The organism is Isoptericola jiangsuensis (assembly GCF_048320105.1).
Lineage (GTDB): Bacteria > Actinomycetota > Actinomycetes > Actinomycetales > Cellulomonadaceae > Isoptericola > Isoptericola jiangsuensis_A.
Genome location: NZ_CP182942.1, coordinates 1,135,776 through 1,152,904, shown reverse-complemented (window position 1 = coordinate 1,152,904; position 17,129 = coordinate 1,135,776). Strand labels below are relative to the sequence as shown.

Here is a 17,129-nt window from a genome sequence, read left to right as displayed (position 1 = left end):
GTCGTGGTGGTCGTGGTCCTGGGCCCGCTCCACGTCAGTCGAGCAGGTCGGAGAAGAGCACGGTGGACAGGTAGCGCTCGCCGAAGCTGGGGATGATCACGACGATCGTCTTGCCGGCGTTCTCCGGGCGCTGGGCGACCTGCGCGGCCGCGGCGAGGGCCGCGCCGGACGAGATGCCCACGAGCAGGCCCTCCTCCTGAGCGGACCGCTTGGCCCACTCGACCGCGGTCTCCGCGTTGATGTCGATGACCTCGTCGTAGATCGAGGTGTCGAGGATCTCGGGGACGAAGTTCGCCCCGATGCCCTGGATCTTGTGCGGTCCGGGCGCGCCGCCGTTGAGGATCGGGGACTCCTCGGGCTCGACGGCGATGATCTGCACCTCGGGCTTGCGCTCCTTGAGCACCTGGCCGACGCCGGTGATGGTGCCGCCCGTGCCGACGCCGGCGATGACGATGTCGACCTCGCCGTCCGTGTCGGCCCAGATCTCCTCGGCCGTGGTCTCGCGGTGGATCTTCGGGTTGGCCTCGTTGGCGAACTGCCGTGCCAGCACGGCGCCCTCGCGCTCGGAGGCGATCTGCTCCGCGGCGGACACCGCGCCCTTCATGCCCTCGGACGCCGGGGTGAGGATCAGCTCGGCGCCGTAGGCGCGCAGCAGCGCACGGCGCTCCTTCGACATCGTCTCCGGCATGGCGAGCACGACGTCGTAGCCGCGCGCCGCACCGACGAAGGCGAGCGCGATGCCGGTGTTGCCCGAGGTGCCCTCCACGATGGTGCCGCCCGGCTTGAGCGCGCCGGACGCCTCGGCGGCGTCGACGATGGACACGCCGATGCGGTCCTTGACCGAGCTGGCGGGGTTGTAGAACTCGAGCTTGGCGACGACGGTCGCCGGGGCACCCGCGGTGAGGCGGTTGATCTTGACCAGAGGGGTGCGGCCGATGAGCTTGGTCGCGTCCTCGTAGATGGCTGCCATGGTGATGTTCCTTCGGTGGGTTGCGGTGTTGCTGCGGGAGGTGACACCCGTGCACGACGCCGGCGCTCGCCGTCGGCGTGAAGCCTGCGTCGCGGTGGGAGGGAGCGTGGGCTGCGAGCGTCGCACGGTCGCCACGACCCCGCGGGTCAGGCGTGGCGCGGACGCCCTATCGACAGCAGCGGGCCGGCATGGTGGCGGAGACGGTCGCGGGGAGCGCGTCGACCACGGTGCTGACCACGGTGCGGCATCCCCTCTCCGCGGCACGATGCCGCGCGTTCACGTCTCGGCGGGGAGATCCTCCCTGCGGCTGCGAGCCTATCCAGCAATCCACCGATCGACAAGGCCGACGTCACCGATCGACACCTTCGATGAGTTGGGCGGTTCGGCGCACGGCGTGGCCCCGACCGGACCTGGACGAGCCAGGACCGGCCGGGGCCACGCCGTCGTCGGACCGTGCTGATCAGACGCCGGTGCAGTCGGCCGTCAGGCCGGACGGGTCGCCCGAGCCGATGAAACCGGCCGTCGCGGTCCCACCAGCGGCCAGCGAGCCGTTCCACGCCGCGTTGGCGATCGTGGTGCCGGACGCCGAGCCGCCCCACGCCTGGACGATGCTCGCCCCGGCGACGTCGACCTGCCAGCCGGAGATCGCGGCGGCGCCGGCCGTGACCGTCACCGTCGCCTGGTAGCCGCCGGACCACGAGCCGACCACGGTGACCTCGGCGGAGCACCCCTCGCCCGGCTCGACCGGGGGATCGGTGGGGTCGACGGGCGGGTCGGTCGGGTCGACCGGGGGATCGGTGGGGTCGACGGGCGGGTCGGTCGGGTCGACCGGGGGATCGGTCGGGTCGACCTCGCCGTCGCCCGGAACCAGGTCAGGGCCGCCGATGTTGATGTCGGAGCACAGGTAGTAGTTCTGGTCGGCGTGCGACGCCTTCCAGATCGTGAACAGCACCGCACGCCCCTCGTACCCCGTGAGGTCCACGTCCGTCACGTAGGGCGACTGCGTCGGGTAGGAGCCGGTCTCCTTCACCAGGTCGAGGTCGTCCCAGCCCAGCGCCTCGGTCGTCGGGTCGAAGTCCGGCTTGGACACGTAGATCAGCAGGTAGTCGGCCCCGTGGTTGGCACCGTCGGTGAGCGTCAGCTCGAACTGGTGGTCCACGCCGGTGGCGTACCACTCGCCAGGGTCGTCCAGCGCGTCGTAGCGGCCGCCCTCGGCCTGCCCGCCGCTGCAGAGCTGACCGTCGGGCAGCGCTCCCTGGTGGTCCCCGTAGACCTGCTCGCGGTACAGGCCGTTCCAGTTCCACATCGCCGCGGGCTCGGCCTGCCAGGCCTGCCAGCACTGCGGGTCGAGGTCCGCCATGCCGGGGTTCTGGAAGTCGTCGCCCCACCGCTCCCAGCAGCCGTAGTTGCGCGTGGGCGGGTCGGTGACGGATCCGTGCGCCGCCGCGGACGTCGCGGTGCCGGTGACGGCGACGGCCAGGGCGAGCGGGGCCACGAGGGTCGCGGCCGCCGCCATCGCCGCTCGGCGTCGTCGGGTGGTGTGGGACATCGTCGTCCTCCGTGCTCGTCGGGGGCCGCGGGCGCGGCCCGGTCGTGCACCATCACTCCACGCGGTGTGCGCGTGGACCACCCGGCGAACCGTTTAGGTGCTCGGGACGACGACAGCCGGCCCCGGGAGATCCCGGGACCGGCTGGAGGGAGCGGGCGACGGGAATCGAACCCGCGTAGCCAGTTTGGAAGACTGGGGCTCTACCATTGAGCTACGCCCGCGACGAAGCCCGACGAGGTGTCGGGATGCGGCGCCAGCCTAGCAAAGCCTCCAGGGTGCCGACGCCCTCGGGGCGGTGGAGGGGCGGCGCGTGTCGGCCCACTACACTGGCGCCCGGACCCGCCGTCTCCGGGCGGACGGGCACCACGGGGTGTGGCGCAGCTTGGTAGCGCATCTGCTTTGGGAGCAGAGGGTCGCAGGTTCAAATCCTGTCACCCCGACCACCGCCCACCTGCACCGGTACCACTCGGAGCAGGTGGGCGAACCCGTCCGGAAGCTCAGGAGCGGCCCACCGTGGCGCGGACCAGCTCCGCCTTGGCGCTCGTAGGCATCGTCGCGAACATCCCCCACATGGTGCGCGCCAGATCGGCGGCGCCGGTGTCGCGGGAGAGGAGGTCGCGTCGGCGTGCGGCGGGCAGACGACCGAAGCCCTCGAAGAGCTCCAGCGTGCCCTGGGTGCTGAGCCGGAGCAGCGCGCGCAGGCCGATCTCGCGGAGGCGTTCGGCGGCGTCGAGCGGGTCGGCGTCGGCCGGGACGTCTCCTCGGGCGAGGGTCTCGGCCAGCGCGCAGGCTCGGCGCAGCGAGTGCGCGACCGAGTATCCCGTGATCCGGTGCCCACCGCGGCCCGCGGTACCGACCGCCAGGACGCCCGAGGGGGGCGCCGCGCCACGGCCTCGCATCGGGATCCGGACGACCTCCCGGTCGAGCGGGTCGTCCACGGCGGACGCCGCGACACCACGGGACAGGAGCCGACGACGGAGCCGGGCCCGCAGGTCCGCGACGGGCAGCCCCGGCGCGGCGGCCAGGCAGGTCTCCTCCAGGAGCATCCGGCCCTCGCCCACGGGGATCGCGTAGAGGAAGGTCGGTGTGGCGGTCGGCCGCTCGTGCTCCGACCAGTCGGTGCGCCAGTCCATGAGCAGCGCCTCGGCGCCCTGCAGTGCCGCGGTGGCGGCCTCGGTCGGCACGACGATCCCGTAGGCGGTCTGCATCGGTGCCGGGTCGTCGGTGCGCAGCCCGGCAGGCCGTGCGCCACGCGCGTCGACCACGACGCGGGCCTCGCGGCGCAGCGCGGTGACCTGCGCGTCGTCCAGGCGGGCGGTGCGGAGCTCGACGCCGTCCAGCGGCAGCGCCGCCTGCAGCGCCGCGTTGTCGAGGACGAGGTAGGCGCGCTCGAGCGGGTGCACGCCGAACGACCGCAGCTCGGGGTTCGCCGCCCGCGCACGGACCACGGCGGAGGGCAGATCGCCGAGCTCGTCCGCCCAGATGCCGTAGGTCGGGGTCCACACCGCGTCGGGCCGCGGGTCGACCGCCAGCACCGACAGCCCGCGAGTGGCGCACCGCGACGCCAGGGCGCGCCCGGCCGGGCCGAGCCCGACGACCGCCACGTCCTTCATCATGGTGACCGACCCTACGTCGACGGGAGTTCGTCATGAGCGCAGCACGGGGGCCACGCCGGCCCACGCTGCCCCACCCGCACCTGATCTGGCTGCGCAGCGCCGCCACGATCGTGCTGAGCTGCGTCGTGGCGCAGGCGGGCTGGGCCGCGGCGCTGCTCGGCGGGCAGCCGGGATACCTGGTCCAGCACCGGGCGGGCGCCTGGGTGACGCTGGTGGTCGCCGTCGCGGCCGCGGGCGTCTACGTCGTGCTCCGCCGTTCCGCGGGCCCGGTCAACGTGACGCTGGCGCTCGCGGTGGCGGTGCTGGTGAGCGTGCAGGTCACCCTCGGCGAGCTCGGCGTCGACTTCCGGTCGGTGCACATCTTCACCGGGGTGCTGCTGGCGATGCTCGTGACGGCCCTGACGTCGTGGACGTACCGTCACCGGCTGCCGGCCGGGCCGGACGGCAGCTCCAGCTCCAGCCCCCGCAGCGTGTAACCCTCGATGAGGTCGTCCCAGCCCACCTCCGGCTCCCGCACGACGCGCGGCGAGCGAGCCAGGAGCCGGGTGAGCAGCCGGTCCGACTCCAGGATCGCCAGCGGCTGGCCCGGGCACCGGTGGGCACCGTCGCCGAAGCTCAGCCCCGCAGCGTTCACGCCCCGCGGCAGCGTGCGGCCCGGACACAGGTCCAGGCCGTCCTCGTCCGTGGCCTGCGGGTCCGCGTTGGTGGACCGCACGCACACGTCGACGAGGTCACCCGCCTCGATCGTCCACGAGCTCTCGCCGTCGGAGACGCTGATCGGCTCCTGAGCCCGCCGGTAGAGGTGCCCCACGACGGGTTCCAGCCGGATGACCTCGTGCAGGATCGCGAAGCGTTCCTGCTCTCCCGCCACCAGGTAGCGCTCACGCAGGACGTCGTCACGCAGCAGGTGCCACGCGGCCATCGTGACGAACTCGCGCGTGGTCACCATGCCGGCGGTGCCGTACGTGACGCACTCGACGAGGATGTCCACGTCCGAGTAGCCCTCGTCGATCAGGTGGCTGATGACGTCCTCGCGGCGCTGCCGGCGGCGCTCGCGGATCGCCGGGCGCACGTCCGCCAGGAAGAAGCGTCCGACGGGCAGCAGCCCGTTCCACGCCGCCAGCATCCACTGGCGGGGGGTGCGCCCCAGGTCGCGGCGGGTGATGTCGAAGGGCGGTTGGCGGAAGAAGCTGACCAGGCGGCGCGACATGCGCGGCACGGACGACTCCGTCAGGCCGACCACCTCGGCGGTGACCTCGACCGTGTAGTGCAGCGCGAGCTCGTCCAGCGTGAGGCGGCCACCCGGCGGTGTCCGGCCGAGCAGGCGGTCCGCGCACTCCTCCATCTGCGCCGTGTAGCGCTCGGCCACCACCACCGGGGCGAAGAACCGGGCGACCTTGCTGCGCTGCTCGTCGTGCAGCGGCCCGTCCGAGACGAGGATCGGGTGGTGCTTGAGCCGGCCCTGCGGGATGGCCTCCGCGGTGAAGCCGGCCTGCGTCGTGGCGTGCCGGGCGCGCAGCACCTGGCGTGCGGCCTCCAGCGACCGGATGCGCCACACGGTGCTCGCCCCGGGGCGTCCGTCGCCACCCTGCCGTTCCACCCGGGGCGTGCTCGGCTCGCCGGGGCGGACCGCCCGTCGTCGCGCCGTCATCGCCGGCCGAGGGGCAGACGGTCCCGCACGGCCCGTGCGCTCCGCGCCACTGCCGCGCCCGCTGCCGACAGGTCCGGACGACGGCGCATCACACCCTGCAGCGGAACGGTCCAGACGTCCTCGCCCCGCACGCCCCAGCCCTGCAGCAGGTGGTTGGCCGCCAGCACCCCCGTCACGGCGGCGCGCTCCATGAGGGCGATCGGCCAGTCGACCCGCAGGCCGTCGCCGGCCAGCGCCAGGCCGGGGTAGGGGGTGTCGACGGTGAGCCGGTCGCGCCACGGGCCCGTGCCCACCAGGCCGCAGTCGTCCTCGACGAGCAGCTCGGAGTGCACGGTGCGCAGCTCGCGCGTCTCGGGGTAGACCTCGTGCAGGGCGTCGAGGAGCCGGTCGCGCAGGCGAGCGGTGTCCAGCCCGCACGGCCCGTCGCCGGCGAGGTCGGGGTCCCGTTCAGGGTCCGTGGCGTAGCCGTGCAGCTCCACGACGGAGCCGCCGTGCTCGCGGGCCCAGTCGGCCGCACCCTGCTCGAAGCGCTCCAGGACCGTGACGTTGTCGAGCAGGTCGTAGCCGCTGGTGCCCAGGAAGGCCTCGCGCTCCGGCGCCACGGGGCCGTCCAGCCACACCCGCAGCACGGCGAAGGGCGGTGCGTTGCGCCCGGCGGCGACGCGGCGGTGCCAGTCCCGGCGCTCGGCGTCGTCAGTGGTCTGGCCGGGCCCGTCGTCGAGCGGCGAGAGCAGGTCGCGCGCGACCCGTGGGTCGGTGGCGACCACGACCGCGTCCGCGACGACGTCCCCGGACGCCGTGCGCACGCGCCAGGACCCGTCGTCGTCCCGGTGGAGGGACTGCGCCCGGGTGCCGGTGCGCACGTCGGCGCCCAGCTCTGCGAGGTGGCGACCCAGCGGGGCCCACAGGGCGGTGTCGTAGTCGTCGTCGGGGACGTCGAAGAGCAGACCTTCCGAGGACCCGGCGAAGTAGGTGTGGAACATGCCCACCAGCTCGCCCGCACCGAAGTCGGTCGGATGGGCGAAGAACGACCGGGCGAACACCTCGAGGGCGAGGTGCCGCGCACCCTCCGGGAAGCGCAGGCGGTCGAGGAAGTCCTGGGCGGACTCGCCGTCGTAGCGCTCGTGGCTGGCGGGGTAGGAGACCGAGACGAGCTCGATCGCGCTGGGCAGGTGCACCGACGGCAGCGCCGAGAGCGGGAAGGTGGGGCTGCGCACGACGAACGCCGCGAGGTTGACGGGCGGTGTCAGCGGCAGCGCCGCGAAGCTGTCGGTGAGCCCGTCGCCGCGGCGCAGGGGGTAGTCGTCGACCGGCACCAGGTGGGCGAGCGTCGGGTCGCTGCGTCGCAGCAGGGCGCGCAGCGTGTAGTACTGCCGGAAGAAGGCGTGGAACCCGCGGCTCATCGTGCGCGGAGCGGTGTCGTCGTGCGTGCCGTCCGTGTGCTCGGCGGGGTCCGCGACCGGCCAGGCGCGCACCCGGCCGCCGAGCTGGTCGCACGCTTCGAGCAGGGTCACGCGCACGCCTCGCTCGGCCAGGATCGTCGCCGCGCCCAGGCCCGCGATGCCGCCGCCGACGACGACCACGTGCCGGTCGCCGGTGGACCGCTCGGCACCGGGCTCGGCCGGGTGCAGGACGGCGCCGCGGTCGCGCCCCGGCGGGACGGGGCGACTCATGCGGGGTCGGCCTGGGGTCGACGGGCCAGGACGGTGTGCAGGATGCCGCGCTGCCAGCCGGTGCCGGTGCGCCAGGTGATGCCGGTCAGTCCGGCGCGCTCGAGGCGTGCCTGGAGCTGCGCGGTGCTGTCGTTGTCCACCACGCTGCGCCACAGGTAGCGGTAGATCGCCGGATTGCCCCGCACGACCACCGACAGCGGCATGACGACCCCCCAGCAGACGACGGTCCAGACGGCCGTGGCGACCCGGCGGTCCTTGACGTGGTAGTCCTGCAGGGCGATCCACCCGCCCGGCTCCACCTGGTCGCGGATCGCGGCCACGACGTCGTCGCGCTGGTCCTCGGGGACGTTGCGCAGCAGGTACGCGGCGAACGCGCCGTCCGCGTCGTGCTGTCCGTGCTCACGTGCGACCCGAGGCAGGTCCTGGGCGAAGGCCTGCACGAACCGGACGCCGCTCGGCCAGGACTTCGCCTCGGCGTGGCTCAGCATCCCGCCCGAGGCGTCCAGCCCGACGACGCGGGCGTCCTCGCCGGCGGCGTCGAGGAGGGCGCGCGTGGACAGCCCCGAGCCGCACCCCAGGTCCCACAGCGTCAGCGGCCCTGCACCCGATCGCCTCGTCAAGCGCGAGACCAGCTCGCGTGCCGCGGTGCGCAGGGCGCGGTGGTAGCCGGGGTTGAGTCGCGTCAACAGGTCGTAGCGGTCGGCGGCACGGTCGAACTCGTCGGCGAGCCGTGCTCCTCGCACCTCGACGGGACCGGCGGCATCGGAGCGTTTGCGAAGCACAGCCACACCTTACGGGTCGGACCGATGAGAAGCGGCGTCAACCGCGGTCTCACCGAGGACCGCAACCATCACACCGCTCGGACGGCGAGGCGACGACCATGAGGCTCCTGCGCTACGCGATCAACGTGACGCTCGACGGCTGCTGCCACCACGAGGCGGGGCTCCCGCCCGACGAGGAGTCGATGAGCTGGTGGACCCGGGAGATGCAGCGGGCCGACGCCGTCCTGTTCGGCCGCGTGACCTACGAGATGATGGAGTCGGCGTGGCGGCGGCCGGCCACGGGCCGGTGGCCCGACTGGATGCAGCCGTGGGAGACCCCGTTCGCCGAGGCGATCGACCGCGTGGAGAAGCACGTCGTGTCGAGCACGCTGGACGCGGTCGACTGGAACGCCGAGCTGGTGCAGGGCGACTTGGGTCAGGCGGTGCGCCGCCTCAAGGAGCAGCCGGGAGAGGGCCTGTTCGTCGGTGGCGTGCAGCTCCCGCTCGCGCTGGCGGACCGGGGACTGATCGACGAGTACGTGTTCCTCGTGCAGCCCGTCCTGGCCGGCCACGGACCCACGCTGCTGTCCGGTCTGCGCGAGCGCGTCCACCTCGAACCCGTGGACCGCCAGGTGCTGCGGTCGGGAACGGTGGCCCAACGGTTCCGCCCCGTGCGGTCCGGCGGGTGAGGCGAAGGCTCGGGGGCGTCCTGCCGGAGCCACCCGGAGGTCGACGCGCGCGCCGGCGTCGAGCCTGGTAGACCGAGGGCCATGGCGAGCACACCCGACCAGCTCTCTGGTCCCGACGGGCAGAGCAGCGCCCGCGTCGTATCCGGTGACGCGGGCGGGGAGAGCACCGCCACCGTCGTCGTCGCGTTCGTCGCCAACGCCGTGGTCGCCGTCGCCAAGACGGGCGCGGCCATGATCACCGGTTCCGCCTCCATGCTGGCCGAGGCGGTCCACTCCTGGGCGGACACGGGCAACGAGGTCTTCCTGCTGATCGCCGACCGTCGGTCGCGCCGGCCCGCCGGTCACGACCATCCTCTCGGGCACGGGCGCGAGGCGTACGTGTGGTCGATGTTCGCCGCCATCGGGCTGTTCGCCGTCGGTGCGGGCGTCTCGGTGGTGCACGGCATCCAGGAGCTCGTCCATCCCGAGCCCGCCGAGAACCTCGGCATCGCGTACGCCGTGCTGGCGATCGCGTTCGTGCTGGAGGGCGTGTCGTTCGTCAAGGCGGTGCGGCAGGCGCGCGGTGAGGCGCGTCGCTCGGAGCGTGACCTCGTGGAGCACGTGCTGGAGACGTCCGACCCGACGTTGCGAGCCGTCGTCGCCGAGGACGCCGCCGCGCTGGTCGGCATCGTGATCGCCTTCGTCGGTGTGCTCGCCCACCAGATCACCGGGTCGGCGGTGTGGGACGCGGTGGGATCGATCGCCATCGGCGTCCTGCTGGCGGTCGTGTCCGTGGTGCTGGTGGACCGCAACCGCAGGTTCCTCGTGGGGGAGGTGGGGCGTCCCGAGCTGCGTGACGCCGTCCTGCGTCACCTGCTCGAGCTCGACGAGGTGGAACGCGTGACGTACCTGCGCATCGAGTACGTCGGTCCCCGCTCCATCTACCTCGTGGTCTCCGTCGACCTGCCGGGCGAGGACCGTGAGACGGCCGTGGCCCGTCGGCTCGACGCGCTGGAGCGGCGCGCGATCGGTCAGCCGGGCGTCGCGGGGGCGGTCTTCACGGTGTCGACGCCGGAGGAGCCGTCGCTGCACCCTCTGGGCCGGCCCGAGGTCGAGACGGCGCCCGCTCGGTAGGATCGAGGCCCACCTCTTCTTGCCGGGAGCCGTCGTGACCGACCCGAACGACCCGTACGCAGCGCCGCCGCCTCCGGCCCCGCCCGAGCCGACCGGCGCCGCCCCGGCGCACCCCCAGCAGTTCGCGACGCAGCCGCTCCCGACAGGTCCGACGTCGAGCGACACACCTGCCGACGTGCGGCGGCCACCGGTCGGGTCTTCGTCGCCGCAGGGGCATGCACCCCCGCAGGGCTATGCACCCCCGCAGGGCTATGCACCCCCGCAGGGCTATGCACCCCCGCAGGGCTACGCGCCGGGCTCGGCCGGTCCCGCCGCCGAGATCGAGCCGTACGCCGCCCAGCCCTCCGCCGTGCAGCCGTACGGCGCACCGCCGTACGTCCCCGGCCCCTACGGGTACGCGTACCCGGTGCGCCGGACCAACGGGATGGCGATCACCTCGCTGGTGCTCGGGATCCTCTGGCTCTACTGGGTCGGCAGCATCCTGGCGCTCGTCTTCGGGTACGTGGCGCTCGGTCAGATCAAGCGCGCCCCGGCACAGGCTCCCCAGGACGGCCGCGGCCTGGCGATCGCCGGGGTGGTCCTGGGCTGGGTCGGGGTCGCGACGCTGCTGCTCCCGCTGGTGTTCCTCGTGCTGCTGGTGCCGCTCGGGCTCTGAGCCCCGATCCGGGCCCGGGTGGTGGAAGGGTCTCGACCACGCCGCAGCACCACTGCCATGATGTCGGCCGACCGGACGCCGCCGATGCCGGTCGACTCTTCGAGGAGGACCATGACCACCCCAGAGCCCCAGAACACCCCGTACGCGCCCGCCGTCGGTGCGCCCGCCGGCCACCCGGCAGGTCCGCCCGTCGAGAACCCCGGCAGGTCGATGGGGATCGCCGGTCTGATCCTCGGCTTCCTCGGCCCGCTGTCGGTGGTCGGCCTCATCCTGTCGATCATCGGCCTGCGCAGGTCGAAGAAGGTCGGCCAGTCGAACGGTGTCGCGGTCGCCGGCATCGTCGTCAGCAGCATCGTGCTCGTCGGCGTGATCATCCTGGCCGTCATGCTGGGCGTCGGTCTGATGCACCTCGTCGGGACGTGCAACGACCTCGGCCCCGGTGTCCACCAGCTGGACGGCATCACCTACACCTGCAGCTGACTCCGGTGCCGACCCGGCCCGCCGCGACCGCGACGTCGTGGCGGGCCGTCGTCGTCCCGGGCGAGGGGGGCACCTCGCCGGGTGCCGCTGGCAGACTGGGTGCCATGCACGACGACGGCGCGCACCGCGCGCACCCCGGTGACGGTGACGAGCCGGTCACCACGGCGTTGGCCGGCGTCGGCAGCCGGCTGCGCACCCTGCGGACCGACGCCGGCCTCACCCTGGCCCAGGTGTCCGGGCGCACCGGCACCTCGGTGAGCACCCTGTCGCGCCTCGAGTCGGGATCCCGGCGCCCCACCCTCGAGCTGCTGCTGCCCCTGGCGAGGACGTACGGCGTCACCCTCGACGACCTCGTCGACGCGCCCACCACCGGTGACCCCCGGGTGCACATGCGCCCCGTGAGCGCGAACGGTCTGACCAGCATCCCCCTGACGCCCGGCGCGACCGCCATCGGCGCCTACAAGCTGATCCTGGAACCCGGCTCCCGCCCCGCCCCGGACCCGCGCAGCCACGACGGCTACGAGTGGCTCTACGTCCTGTCGGGGCGGCTGCGGCTCGTCCTCGGTCACCACGACGTCGTCATGGGACCGGGGAGGCCGCCGAGTTCGACACCCGGGTGCCGCACTGGTTCGGTCCCGCCGACGACGGCGCCGTGGAGCTGCTGTCCCTGTTCGGCGAGCAGGGCCAGCGCGCGCACACCCGCGTGCGCCCCCGCGCGAAGGACTGACGGGGCCGCGCCGGGTGGTGCATCACACGGTCCGCGCCCTGTCGGCCGTCACCGCGCGTGCCGTATGATCGACGGGTTGCCCGTACGTCCGTCGTGCGGGCCTCCTGCCCAGCATCACGCGCCGCAGCAACCCGCACTCCCTCCCGGAGAGACGCGCGCGCACGCACCCGACACGTTGGAGATCATCGAAGTGAAGAGCGCCGTCGAGACCCTGGACCCCACCAAGGTCAAGCTGACCGTCGAGGTGGGGTACGACGAGCTCAAGCCGAGCATCGACCACGCCTACCAGCACATCGCGGAGCAGGTGAACATCCCCGGCTTCCGCAAGGGCAAGGTCCCCCCGCGCATCATCGACCAGCGCGTCGGCTGGGGTGCCGTCGTCGAGCACGCCGTCAACGAGGGGCTCTCCGGCTTCTACCGCGAGGCCGTCACCTCGGAGTCGCTGCGCCCCCTGGGCCAGCCCGAGGTCGAGGTCACCGAGATCCCCGCCAAGGCCGGCGAGGGCCAGCTCGCCTTCACCGCCGAGGTCGAGGTCCGCCCCGAGATCGAGCTGCCCGAGCTGTCCGGCATCGAGCTGACCGTCGAGACCACCGAGGTGTCCGACGACGACGTCGCCGAGCGCCTCGACTCCCTGCGCGAGCGCTTCGGCACCCTCGTGGGTGTCGACCGTCCCGCCGCCGAGGGCGACTACGTCGTCATCGACCTCAAGGCCGTCATCGGCGACGAGGAGATCGACTCGGTCTCCGGCGTCTCCTACCAGATCGGCTCCGGCAACATGCTCGACGGTCTCGACGAGGCGCTCACCGGCCTGTCGGCCGGCGAGACCACCACCTTCGCCACCGAGCTCGCCGGCGGCGAGCGCCAGGGCGAGGAGTCCTCCGTCACGGTCACCGCGACCTCCGTCAAGGAGCGCGAGCTGCCCGAGGCCGACGACGACTTCGCCCAGATGGCCTCCGAGTTCGACACCATCGACGAGCTCAAGGCCGACCTGCGCGAGCAGGTCGCCTCCTCCAAGACCTCGAACCAGGCCGTCGCCGCCCGCGACGCCCTGCTCGAGAAGCTCCTGGAGCTCGTCGAGATCCCCGTGCCCGCCGGCGTCGTCGAGGCCGAGGTGCACCGTCACCTCGAGTCCGAGAGCCGCCTGGAGGACGACGAGCACCGCGCCGAGGTCACGGTGGACGCCACCAAGGCGATCACCAACCAGATCCTCCTGGACACCCTCGCCGAGAAGCTCGAGGTCAAGGTCGGCCAGGGCGAGCTCATCGAGTACCTGGTCCAGGCCTCCCAGCAGTACGGCATGGAGCCGCAGCAGTTCATCCAGACTCTCGACCAGGGCGGCCAGATCCCCGCCATGGTCGGCGAGGTCGCCCGTTCCAAGGCGCTCGCGGTCGCCCTGCGCGACATCGAGGTGAAGGACGCCGACGGCACCGTCGTCGACCTGTCCGAGTTCATCGGCTCCGACGAGGAGGACGCGGCCGAGGCCGCTGCCGCCGAGGCCAGTGCTGAGCAGTCCGCCGAGTCCGCCGACTCGTCCGCGGAGTCCGCCGACTCCTCGGCCGACTCGGTCGACTCCGCGGACGACGCGGAGACCGCCAAGGCCTGACCCGCCCGCCGCACCACGACGGCCCGCACCCCGCATCGCGCGGGGTGCGGGCCGTCGTCGTCCCCGCCGCCGCACGACTCGTGTGCGCCCGCAGCGAAACAGGCCTGCTCCGGGACTTGTCGGGGCACCGGTGCACGTTAGGGTCGAGCGACAGCGAACTGAAGGAGACGGACGTGAACGACCTGCTGCGGACGGACCAGACCGCACCCCAGGGCCGGGGCGAGGGACAGGGCCTCGGCCTCAACGACTCGATCTTCAACCGGCTCCTCAAGGAGCGCATCATCTGGCTGGGCTCGGAGGTTCGCGACGACAACGCGAACGCCATCTGCGCGCAGATGATGCTGCTCGCGGCCGAGGACCCGAACAAGGACATCTACCTCTACATCAACTCCCCGGGCGGTTCGATCACCGCGGGCATGGCGATCTACGACACCATGCAGTTCATCCAGCCCGACGTCGCGACCGTGGCGATGGGGATGGCCGCCTCGATGGGGCAGTTCCTGCTGTCCTCGGGCGCGCCGGGCAAGCGGTACATCACCCCGCACGCCCGGGTGCTCATGCACCAGCCGTCCGGCGGCGTCGGCGGCACCGCCACCGACGTGCGCATCGGCGCGCAGCTGATCATGCACATGAAGAAGGTCCTCGCCGAGCTCACGGCGGAGCAGACCGGTCAGCCGCTCGAGAAGATCCTCAAGGACAACGACCGTGACAGCTGGTTCACGGCGGACGAGGCCCTGGAGTACGGCTTCGTCGACCGCGTCGTCACCAACGCCTCCTCGGTGGCCGGGGGCGGCGGCACGACCGCCGACTGACCCGACGACCTGGTCGACAGACCCCGACTTCCCACCGAGGAGAACCATGAGCTACTCACCCGAGTACCAGTTCGCGATGACCGCGGAGCGCCTCGCCGGGGGTGCCGCCCGTCCGGGCGGCGTCGCCCTGCCGCACGGTGCGCCGTCGTCGCGCTACGTGCTGCCCCAGTTCGAGGAGCGCACCCCCTACGGGTTCAAGCGCCAGGACCCGTACACCAAGCTGTTCGAGGACCGCATCATCTTCCTGGGCGTCCAGGTCGACGACGCCTCCGCGGACGACGTGATGGCGCAGCTGCTCGTCCTGGAGTCCCAGGACCCGGACCGCGACGTCATGATCTACATCAACTCGCCCGGTGGCTCGTTCACCGCGATGACGGCGCTGTACGACACGATGCAGTTCATCAAGCCGCAGATCCAGACGGTGTGCCTCGGGCAGGCGGCCTCGGCGGCGGCAGTGCTCCTGGCGGCCGGGCAGGCGGGCAAGCGGCTCGCCCTGCCCAACGCCCGCGTGCTGATCCACCAGCCCGCGATGGAGGGTGGCGGCTACGCGCAGGCGTCCGACATCGAGATCCACGCCAACGAGCTCATCCGGATGCGCGAGTGGCTCGAGGAGACGCTGGCGCGGCACTCCGGCAAGGACGTCGCCGAGGTCCGTGACGACATCGAGCGCGACAAGATCCTCACCGCGGCCGAAGCACGTGACTACGGTCTCGTGGACCAGGTGCTCGACTCCCGCAAGCCGGCGCAGATCGCTCGCTGACCTGCGCTGACGAACCTTCGGCGCTGCTGGTCGACCCGGGCTCCTCGCCTTCACCGCGAGGGGTCCGGGTCGCGCCACACCGGGGAACTCTGCTGACAAGAGCGCGTCGGTGGTGTGGAATGGAGCTCAGACGTGCACGAGACAAGGAGGCCCCCGGTGGCTCGAATCGGTGACGGTGCAGATCTGCTCAAGTGCTCGTTCTGCGGTAAGTCCCAGAAGCAGGTCAAGAAGCTCATCGCCGGACCTGGGGTCTACATCTGCGACGAGTGCATCGACCTGTGCAACGAGATCATCGAGGAGGAGCTCGGCGAGGCCACGGAGACGGGCCTGACCGAGCTGCCGAAGCCTCGGGAGATCTTCGAGTTCCTGGAGCAGTACGTCATCGGCCAGGAGGGCGCCAAGCGAGCGCTCGCCGTCGCCGTCTACAACCACTACAAGCGGGTCCAGGCGGCGCCCGTGGCCAAGAGCGACGACGACGGCGTCGAGATCGCCAAGTCGAACATCTTGCTGGTCGGGCCCACCGGCACCGGCAAGACGTACCTCGCCCAGACGCTCGCCAAGATGCTCAACGTGCCCTTCGCCATCGCGGACGCCACGGCGCTCACGGAGGCCGGCTACGTCGGCGAGGACGTCGAGAACATCCTGCTCAAGCTCATCCAGGCCGCCGACTACGACGTCAAGAAGGCCGAGACGGGCATCATCTACATCGACGAGGTCGACAAGGTGGCCCGCAAGGCCGAGAACCCGTCGATCACCCGCGACGTGTCGGGGGAGGGCGTGCAGCAGGCCCTGCTCAAGATCATCGAGGGGACCAGCGCGTCCGTGCCGCCCCAGGGCGGCCGCAAGCACCCCCACCAGGAGTTCATCCAGATCGACACGACGAACGTGCTGTTCATCGTGGCCGGTGCGTTCGCCGGGCTGGACGACATCATCGCGGCACGCGCCCGGCGGCGCGGCATCGGGTTCTCCGCCCCCATGGAGTCCGCGGCGGACGAGGACCTCTTCGCCGAGGTCCGGCCCGAGGACCTGCACAAGTACGGGCTCATCCCCGAGTTCATCGGCCGGCTTCCCGTCATCGCGGCGGTCTCCCCGCTCGACCGTGAGGCACTGGTGCGCATCCTGACCGAGCCGCGCAACGCGCTCGTCAAGCAGTACCAGCGCATGTTCGAGATCGACGGCGTCCGCCTGGAGTTCGACGACGGCGCGGTGGACGCGATCGCCGAGCAGGCGCTGCTGCGGGGGACCGGCGCACGCGGACTGCGCGCCATCATGGAGGAGGTCCTCCAACAGGTGATGTTCGACGTGCCGAGCCGCGACGACGTCGAGGGTGTCGTGGTCACCCGGGAGGTCGTCGAGGAGAACGTCAACCCGACGATCGTGCCCCGCGCCTCCGGCCCGGTGCGCAACCGCAAGTCCGCCTGATCCCGGCCGTCGTCGCTGCCGGTGCGCCCGGCGTCCGAGGACGTGCGCCGTCCGGCAGAACCGTAGGATCGAGGCATGGCAGACCCCTACGACGAAGCGCCCGTGCCCGTGACCGGCCGCGCCGTGCCGCCCGAGATCCTCGCGCTGCGCAGCACGATCGACAACATCGACGCCGCACTGGTGCACCTGCTCGCCGAGCGGTTCCGCGCCACCCAGCGGGTCGGGGAGCTCAAGGCGACCGTCGGGCTGCCGCCGGCCGACCCCCAGCGGGACCGCCAGCAGATCGAGCGGCTCAAGACCATCGCCTCCGGCTCGGGGCTCGACCCCGACTTCGCGGAGCTGTTCCGCAACTTCATCGTCTCCGAGGTGATCCGGCACCACGAGCGGATCGCCGCCGAGCACGCGGCGGCCGGACGTGCCGACCAGGCGCCGCCGCTGGACACCTACTCCTGAACCCCCGCGCAGCACGCGCGCCGCGAGGCAGCACGCGCTGTCGCGGGGCAGCGGCGCGCACCGTCAGGTAGCGGGGGCGCGGGCACGCGCGAGCGGATGTGCCGATCGTGTCGAGGTCGCGCACCGGTCGGTCGAACGTGGTCCGCCGGGGTGGCGCGCAGCATCGTTCCGTCGCAAGGTGGAGTGCACAGTCCA

Annotated in this window: 16 protein-coding genes, 2 tRNA genes and 1 pseudogene; 12 read left to right on the top strand and 7 right to left on the bottom strand. The window is 72.4% G+C overall.

Annotation, left to right across the window (positions count from 1 at the left end; translation table 11 throughout):
• Positions 1 to 34: 34 nt before the first annotated feature.
• The 3 genes from cysK to ACNHYB_RS05455 form a co-directional block, all read right to left on the bottom strand.
• Entirely contained in the window at positions 35 to 970 is a 936-nt protein-coding gene (gene cysK, locus ACNHYB_RS05465) for a cysteine synthase A (protein ID WP_418277390.1), read from the bottom strand.
• Positions 971 to 1,430: 460 nt separating this feature from the next.
• On the bottom strand, positions 1,431 to 2,519 hold the full coding sequence (locus tag ACNHYB_RS05460; RefSeq protein ID WP_418277389.1) for a lytic polysaccharide monooxygenase: 1,089 nt from the start codon (positions 2,517 to 2,519) through the stop codon (positions 1,431 to 1,433).
• Between the two features lie 150 nt (positions 2,520 to 2,669).
• Positions 2,670 to 2,740 (bottom strand) — tRNA-Gly (locus ACNHYB_RS05455).
• 145 nt (positions 2,741 to 2,885) lie between these two features.
• Here ACNHYB_RS05455 and ACNHYB_RS05450 point away from each other — a divergent pair.
• Positions 2,886 to 2,962, top strand: a tRNA-Pro gene (locus ACNHYB_RS05450).
• A gap of 54 nt (positions 2,963 to 3,016) precedes the next feature.
• Here the strand turns inward: ACNHYB_RS05450 and ACNHYB_RS05445 are convergent.
• Positions 3,017 to 4,135, bottom strand: coding sequence for a lycopene cyclase family protein (locus tag ACNHYB_RS05445; protein WP_418277388.1), 1,119 nt, complete (start codon positions 4,133 to 4,135; stop codon positions 3,017 to 3,019).
• 32 nt (positions 4,136 to 4,167) lie between these two features.
• Here ACNHYB_RS05445 and ACNHYB_RS05440 point away from each other — a divergent pair, with 32 nt between their 5' ends.
• Positions 4,168 to 4,611: a hypothetical protein gene (locus tag ACNHYB_RS05440; RefSeq protein ID WP_418277387.1), complete on the top strand. Its 444-nt coding sequence runs from the start codon at positions 4,168 to 4,170 to the stop codon at positions 4,609 to 4,611.
• Here ACNHYB_RS05440 and ACNHYB_RS05435 read toward each other — a convergent pair.
• The 3 genes from ACNHYB_RS05435 to ACNHYB_RS05425 are packed head-to-tail and all read right to left on the bottom strand — an operon-like array spanning position 4,554 to position 8,241.
• Positions 4,554 to 5,735: a cytochrome P450 gene (locus ACNHYB_RS05435; protein ID WP_418277386.1), complete on the bottom strand. Its 1,182-nt coding sequence runs from the start codon at positions 5,733 to 5,735 to the stop codon at positions 4,554 to 4,556. The two genes, ACNHYB_RS05440 and ACNHYB_RS05435, sit on opposite strands and share 58 nt — an antisense overlap.
• 47 nt (positions 5,736 to 5,782) lie before the next feature.
• Complete coding sequence (locus ACNHYB_RS05430) at positions 5,783 to 7,459, bottom strand: FAD-dependent oxidoreductase (RefSeq protein ID WP_418277385.1); 1,677 nt, start codon at positions 7,457 to 7,459, stop codon at positions 5,783 to 5,785.
• Positions 7,456 to 8,241 (bottom strand): methyltransferase domain-containing protein, encoded by a 786-nt coding sequence (locus tag ACNHYB_RS05425; protein WP_418277384.1) that lies wholly within the window; start codon positions 8,239 to 8,241, stop codon positions 7,456 to 7,458. Before ACNHYB_RS05425 ends, ACNHYB_RS05430 begins: the two co-directional genes overlap by 4 nt.
• A gap of 98 nt (positions 8,242 to 8,339) precedes the next feature.
• On the opposite strand from ACNHYB_RS05425, the gene ACNHYB_RS05420 reads away from it, so the two are divergent.
• The 10 genes and pseudogenes from ACNHYB_RS05420 to ACNHYB_RS05375 all read left to right on the top strand — a co-directional run bounded on the left by ACNHYB_RS05420 (position 8,340) and on the right by ACNHYB_RS05375 (position 16,934).
• A complete protein-coding gene (locus tag ACNHYB_RS05420) occupies positions 8,340 to 8,909 on the top strand; it encodes a dihydrofolate reductase family protein (protein WP_418277383.1) in 570 nt (189 codons plus the stop codon).
• An 81-nt stretch (positions 8,910 to 8,990) separates the two neighbouring features.
• Positions 8,991 to 10,022 (top strand): cation diffusion facilitator family transporter, encoded by a 1,032-nt coding sequence (locus ACNHYB_RS05415; RefSeq protein ID WP_418277382.1) that lies wholly within the window; start codon positions 8,991 to 8,993, stop codon positions 10,020 to 10,022.
• Positions 10,023 to 10,056: 34 nt separating this feature from the next.
• The gene (locus tag ACNHYB_RS05410) at positions 10,057 to 10,677 is read left to right on the top strand and encodes a DUF4190 domain-containing protein (protein WP_418277381.1); all 621 of its coding nucleotides are present in this window, start codon (positions 10,057 to 10,059) and stop codon (positions 10,675 to 10,677) included.
• Between the two features lie 111 nt (positions 10,678 to 10,788).
• Complete coding sequence (locus ACNHYB_RS05405; protein WP_418277380.1) at positions 10,789 to 11,157, top strand: DUF4190 domain-containing protein; 369 nt, start codon at positions 10,789 to 10,791, stop codon at positions 11,155 to 11,157.
• A 104-nt stretch (positions 11,158 to 11,261) separates the two neighbouring features.
• Positions 11,262 to 11,456, top strand: a pseudogene (locus ACNHYB_RS05400) (helix-turn-helix domain-containing protein); the annotation flags it as partial.
• A gap of 618 nt (positions 11,457 to 12,074) precedes the next feature.
• Positions 12,075 to 13,487: a trigger factor gene (gene tig / locus ACNHYB_RS05395; RefSeq protein ID WP_418277998.1), complete on the top strand. Its 1,413-nt coding sequence runs from the start codon at positions 12,075 to 12,077 to the stop codon at positions 13,485 to 13,487.
• A gap of 173 nt (positions 13,488 to 13,660) precedes the next feature.
• Positions 13,661 to 14,299, top strand: coding sequence for an ATP-dependent Clp protease proteolytic subunit (locus ACNHYB_RS05390; RefSeq protein WP_418277379.1), 639 nt, complete (start codon positions 13,661 to 13,663; stop codon positions 14,297 to 14,299).
• Between the two features lie 46 nt (positions 14,300 to 14,345).
• Complete coding sequence (locus ACNHYB_RS05385; RefSeq protein WP_418277378.1) at positions 14,346 to 15,059, top strand: ATP-dependent Clp protease proteolytic subunit; 714 nt, start codon at positions 14,346 to 14,348, stop codon at positions 15,057 to 15,059.
• 156 nt (positions 15,060 to 15,215) lie between these two features.
• Positions 15,216 to 16,481 carry an ATP-dependent Clp protease ATP-binding subunit ClpX gene (clpX, locus tag ACNHYB_RS05380; protein ID WP_418277377.1) on the top strand — a complete coding sequence of 422 codons (1,266 nt, stop codon included), beginning with the start codon at positions 15,216 to 15,218 and terminating at the stop codon, positions 16,479 to 16,481.
• 75 nt (positions 16,482 to 16,556) lie between these two features.
• Positions 16,557 to 16,934: a chorismate mutase gene (locus ACNHYB_RS05375; protein ID WP_418277376.1), complete on the top strand. Its 378-nt coding sequence runs from the start codon at positions 16,557 to 16,559 to the stop codon at positions 16,932 to 16,934.
• Positions 16,935 to 17,129 lie beyond the last annotated feature (195 nt).

Bases quoted from the DNA above. Each gene is read 5' to 3' on its own strand.
- cysK (WP_418277390.1), bottom strand. From the start codon at position 970: ATGGCAGCCATCTACGAGGACGCGACCAAGCTCATCGGCCGCACCCCT.
- ACNHYB_RS05460 (WP_418277389.1), bottom strand. From the start codon at position 2,519: ATGTCCCACACCACCCGACGACGCCGAGCGGCGATGGCGGCGGCCGCG.
- ACNHYB_RS05445 (WP_418277388.1), bottom strand. From the start codon at position 4,135: ATGATGAAGGACGTGGCGGTCGTCGGGCTCGGCCCGGCCGGGCGCGCC.
- ACNHYB_RS05440 (WP_418277387.1), top strand. From the start codon at position 4,168: ATGAGCGCAGCACGGGGGCCACGCCGGCCCACGCTGCCCCACCCGCAC.
- ACNHYB_RS05430 (WP_418277385.1), bottom strand. From the start codon at position 7,459: ATGAGTCGCCCCGTCCCGCCGGGGCGCGACCGCGGCGCCGTCCTGCAC.
- ACNHYB_RS05420 (WP_418277383.1), top strand. From the start codon at position 8,340: ATGAGGCTCCTGCGCTACGCGATCAACGTGACGCTCGACGGCTGCTGC.
- ACNHYB_RS05415 (WP_418277382.1), top strand. From the start codon at position 8,991: ATGGCGAGCACACCCGACCAGCTCTCTGGTCCCGACGGGCAGAGCAGC.
- ACNHYB_RS05405 (WP_418277380.1), top strand. From the start codon at position 10,789: ATGACCACCCCAGAGCCCCAGAACACCCCGTACGCGCCCGCCGTCGGT.
- ACNHYB_RS05385 (WP_418277378.1), top strand. From the start codon at position 14,346: ATGAGCTACTCACCCGAGTACCAGTTCGCGATGACCGCGGAGCGCCTC.
- ACNHYB_RS05375 (WP_418277376.1), top strand. From the start codon at position 16,557: ATGGCAGACCCCTACGACGAAGCGCCCGTGCCCGTGACCGGCCGCGCC.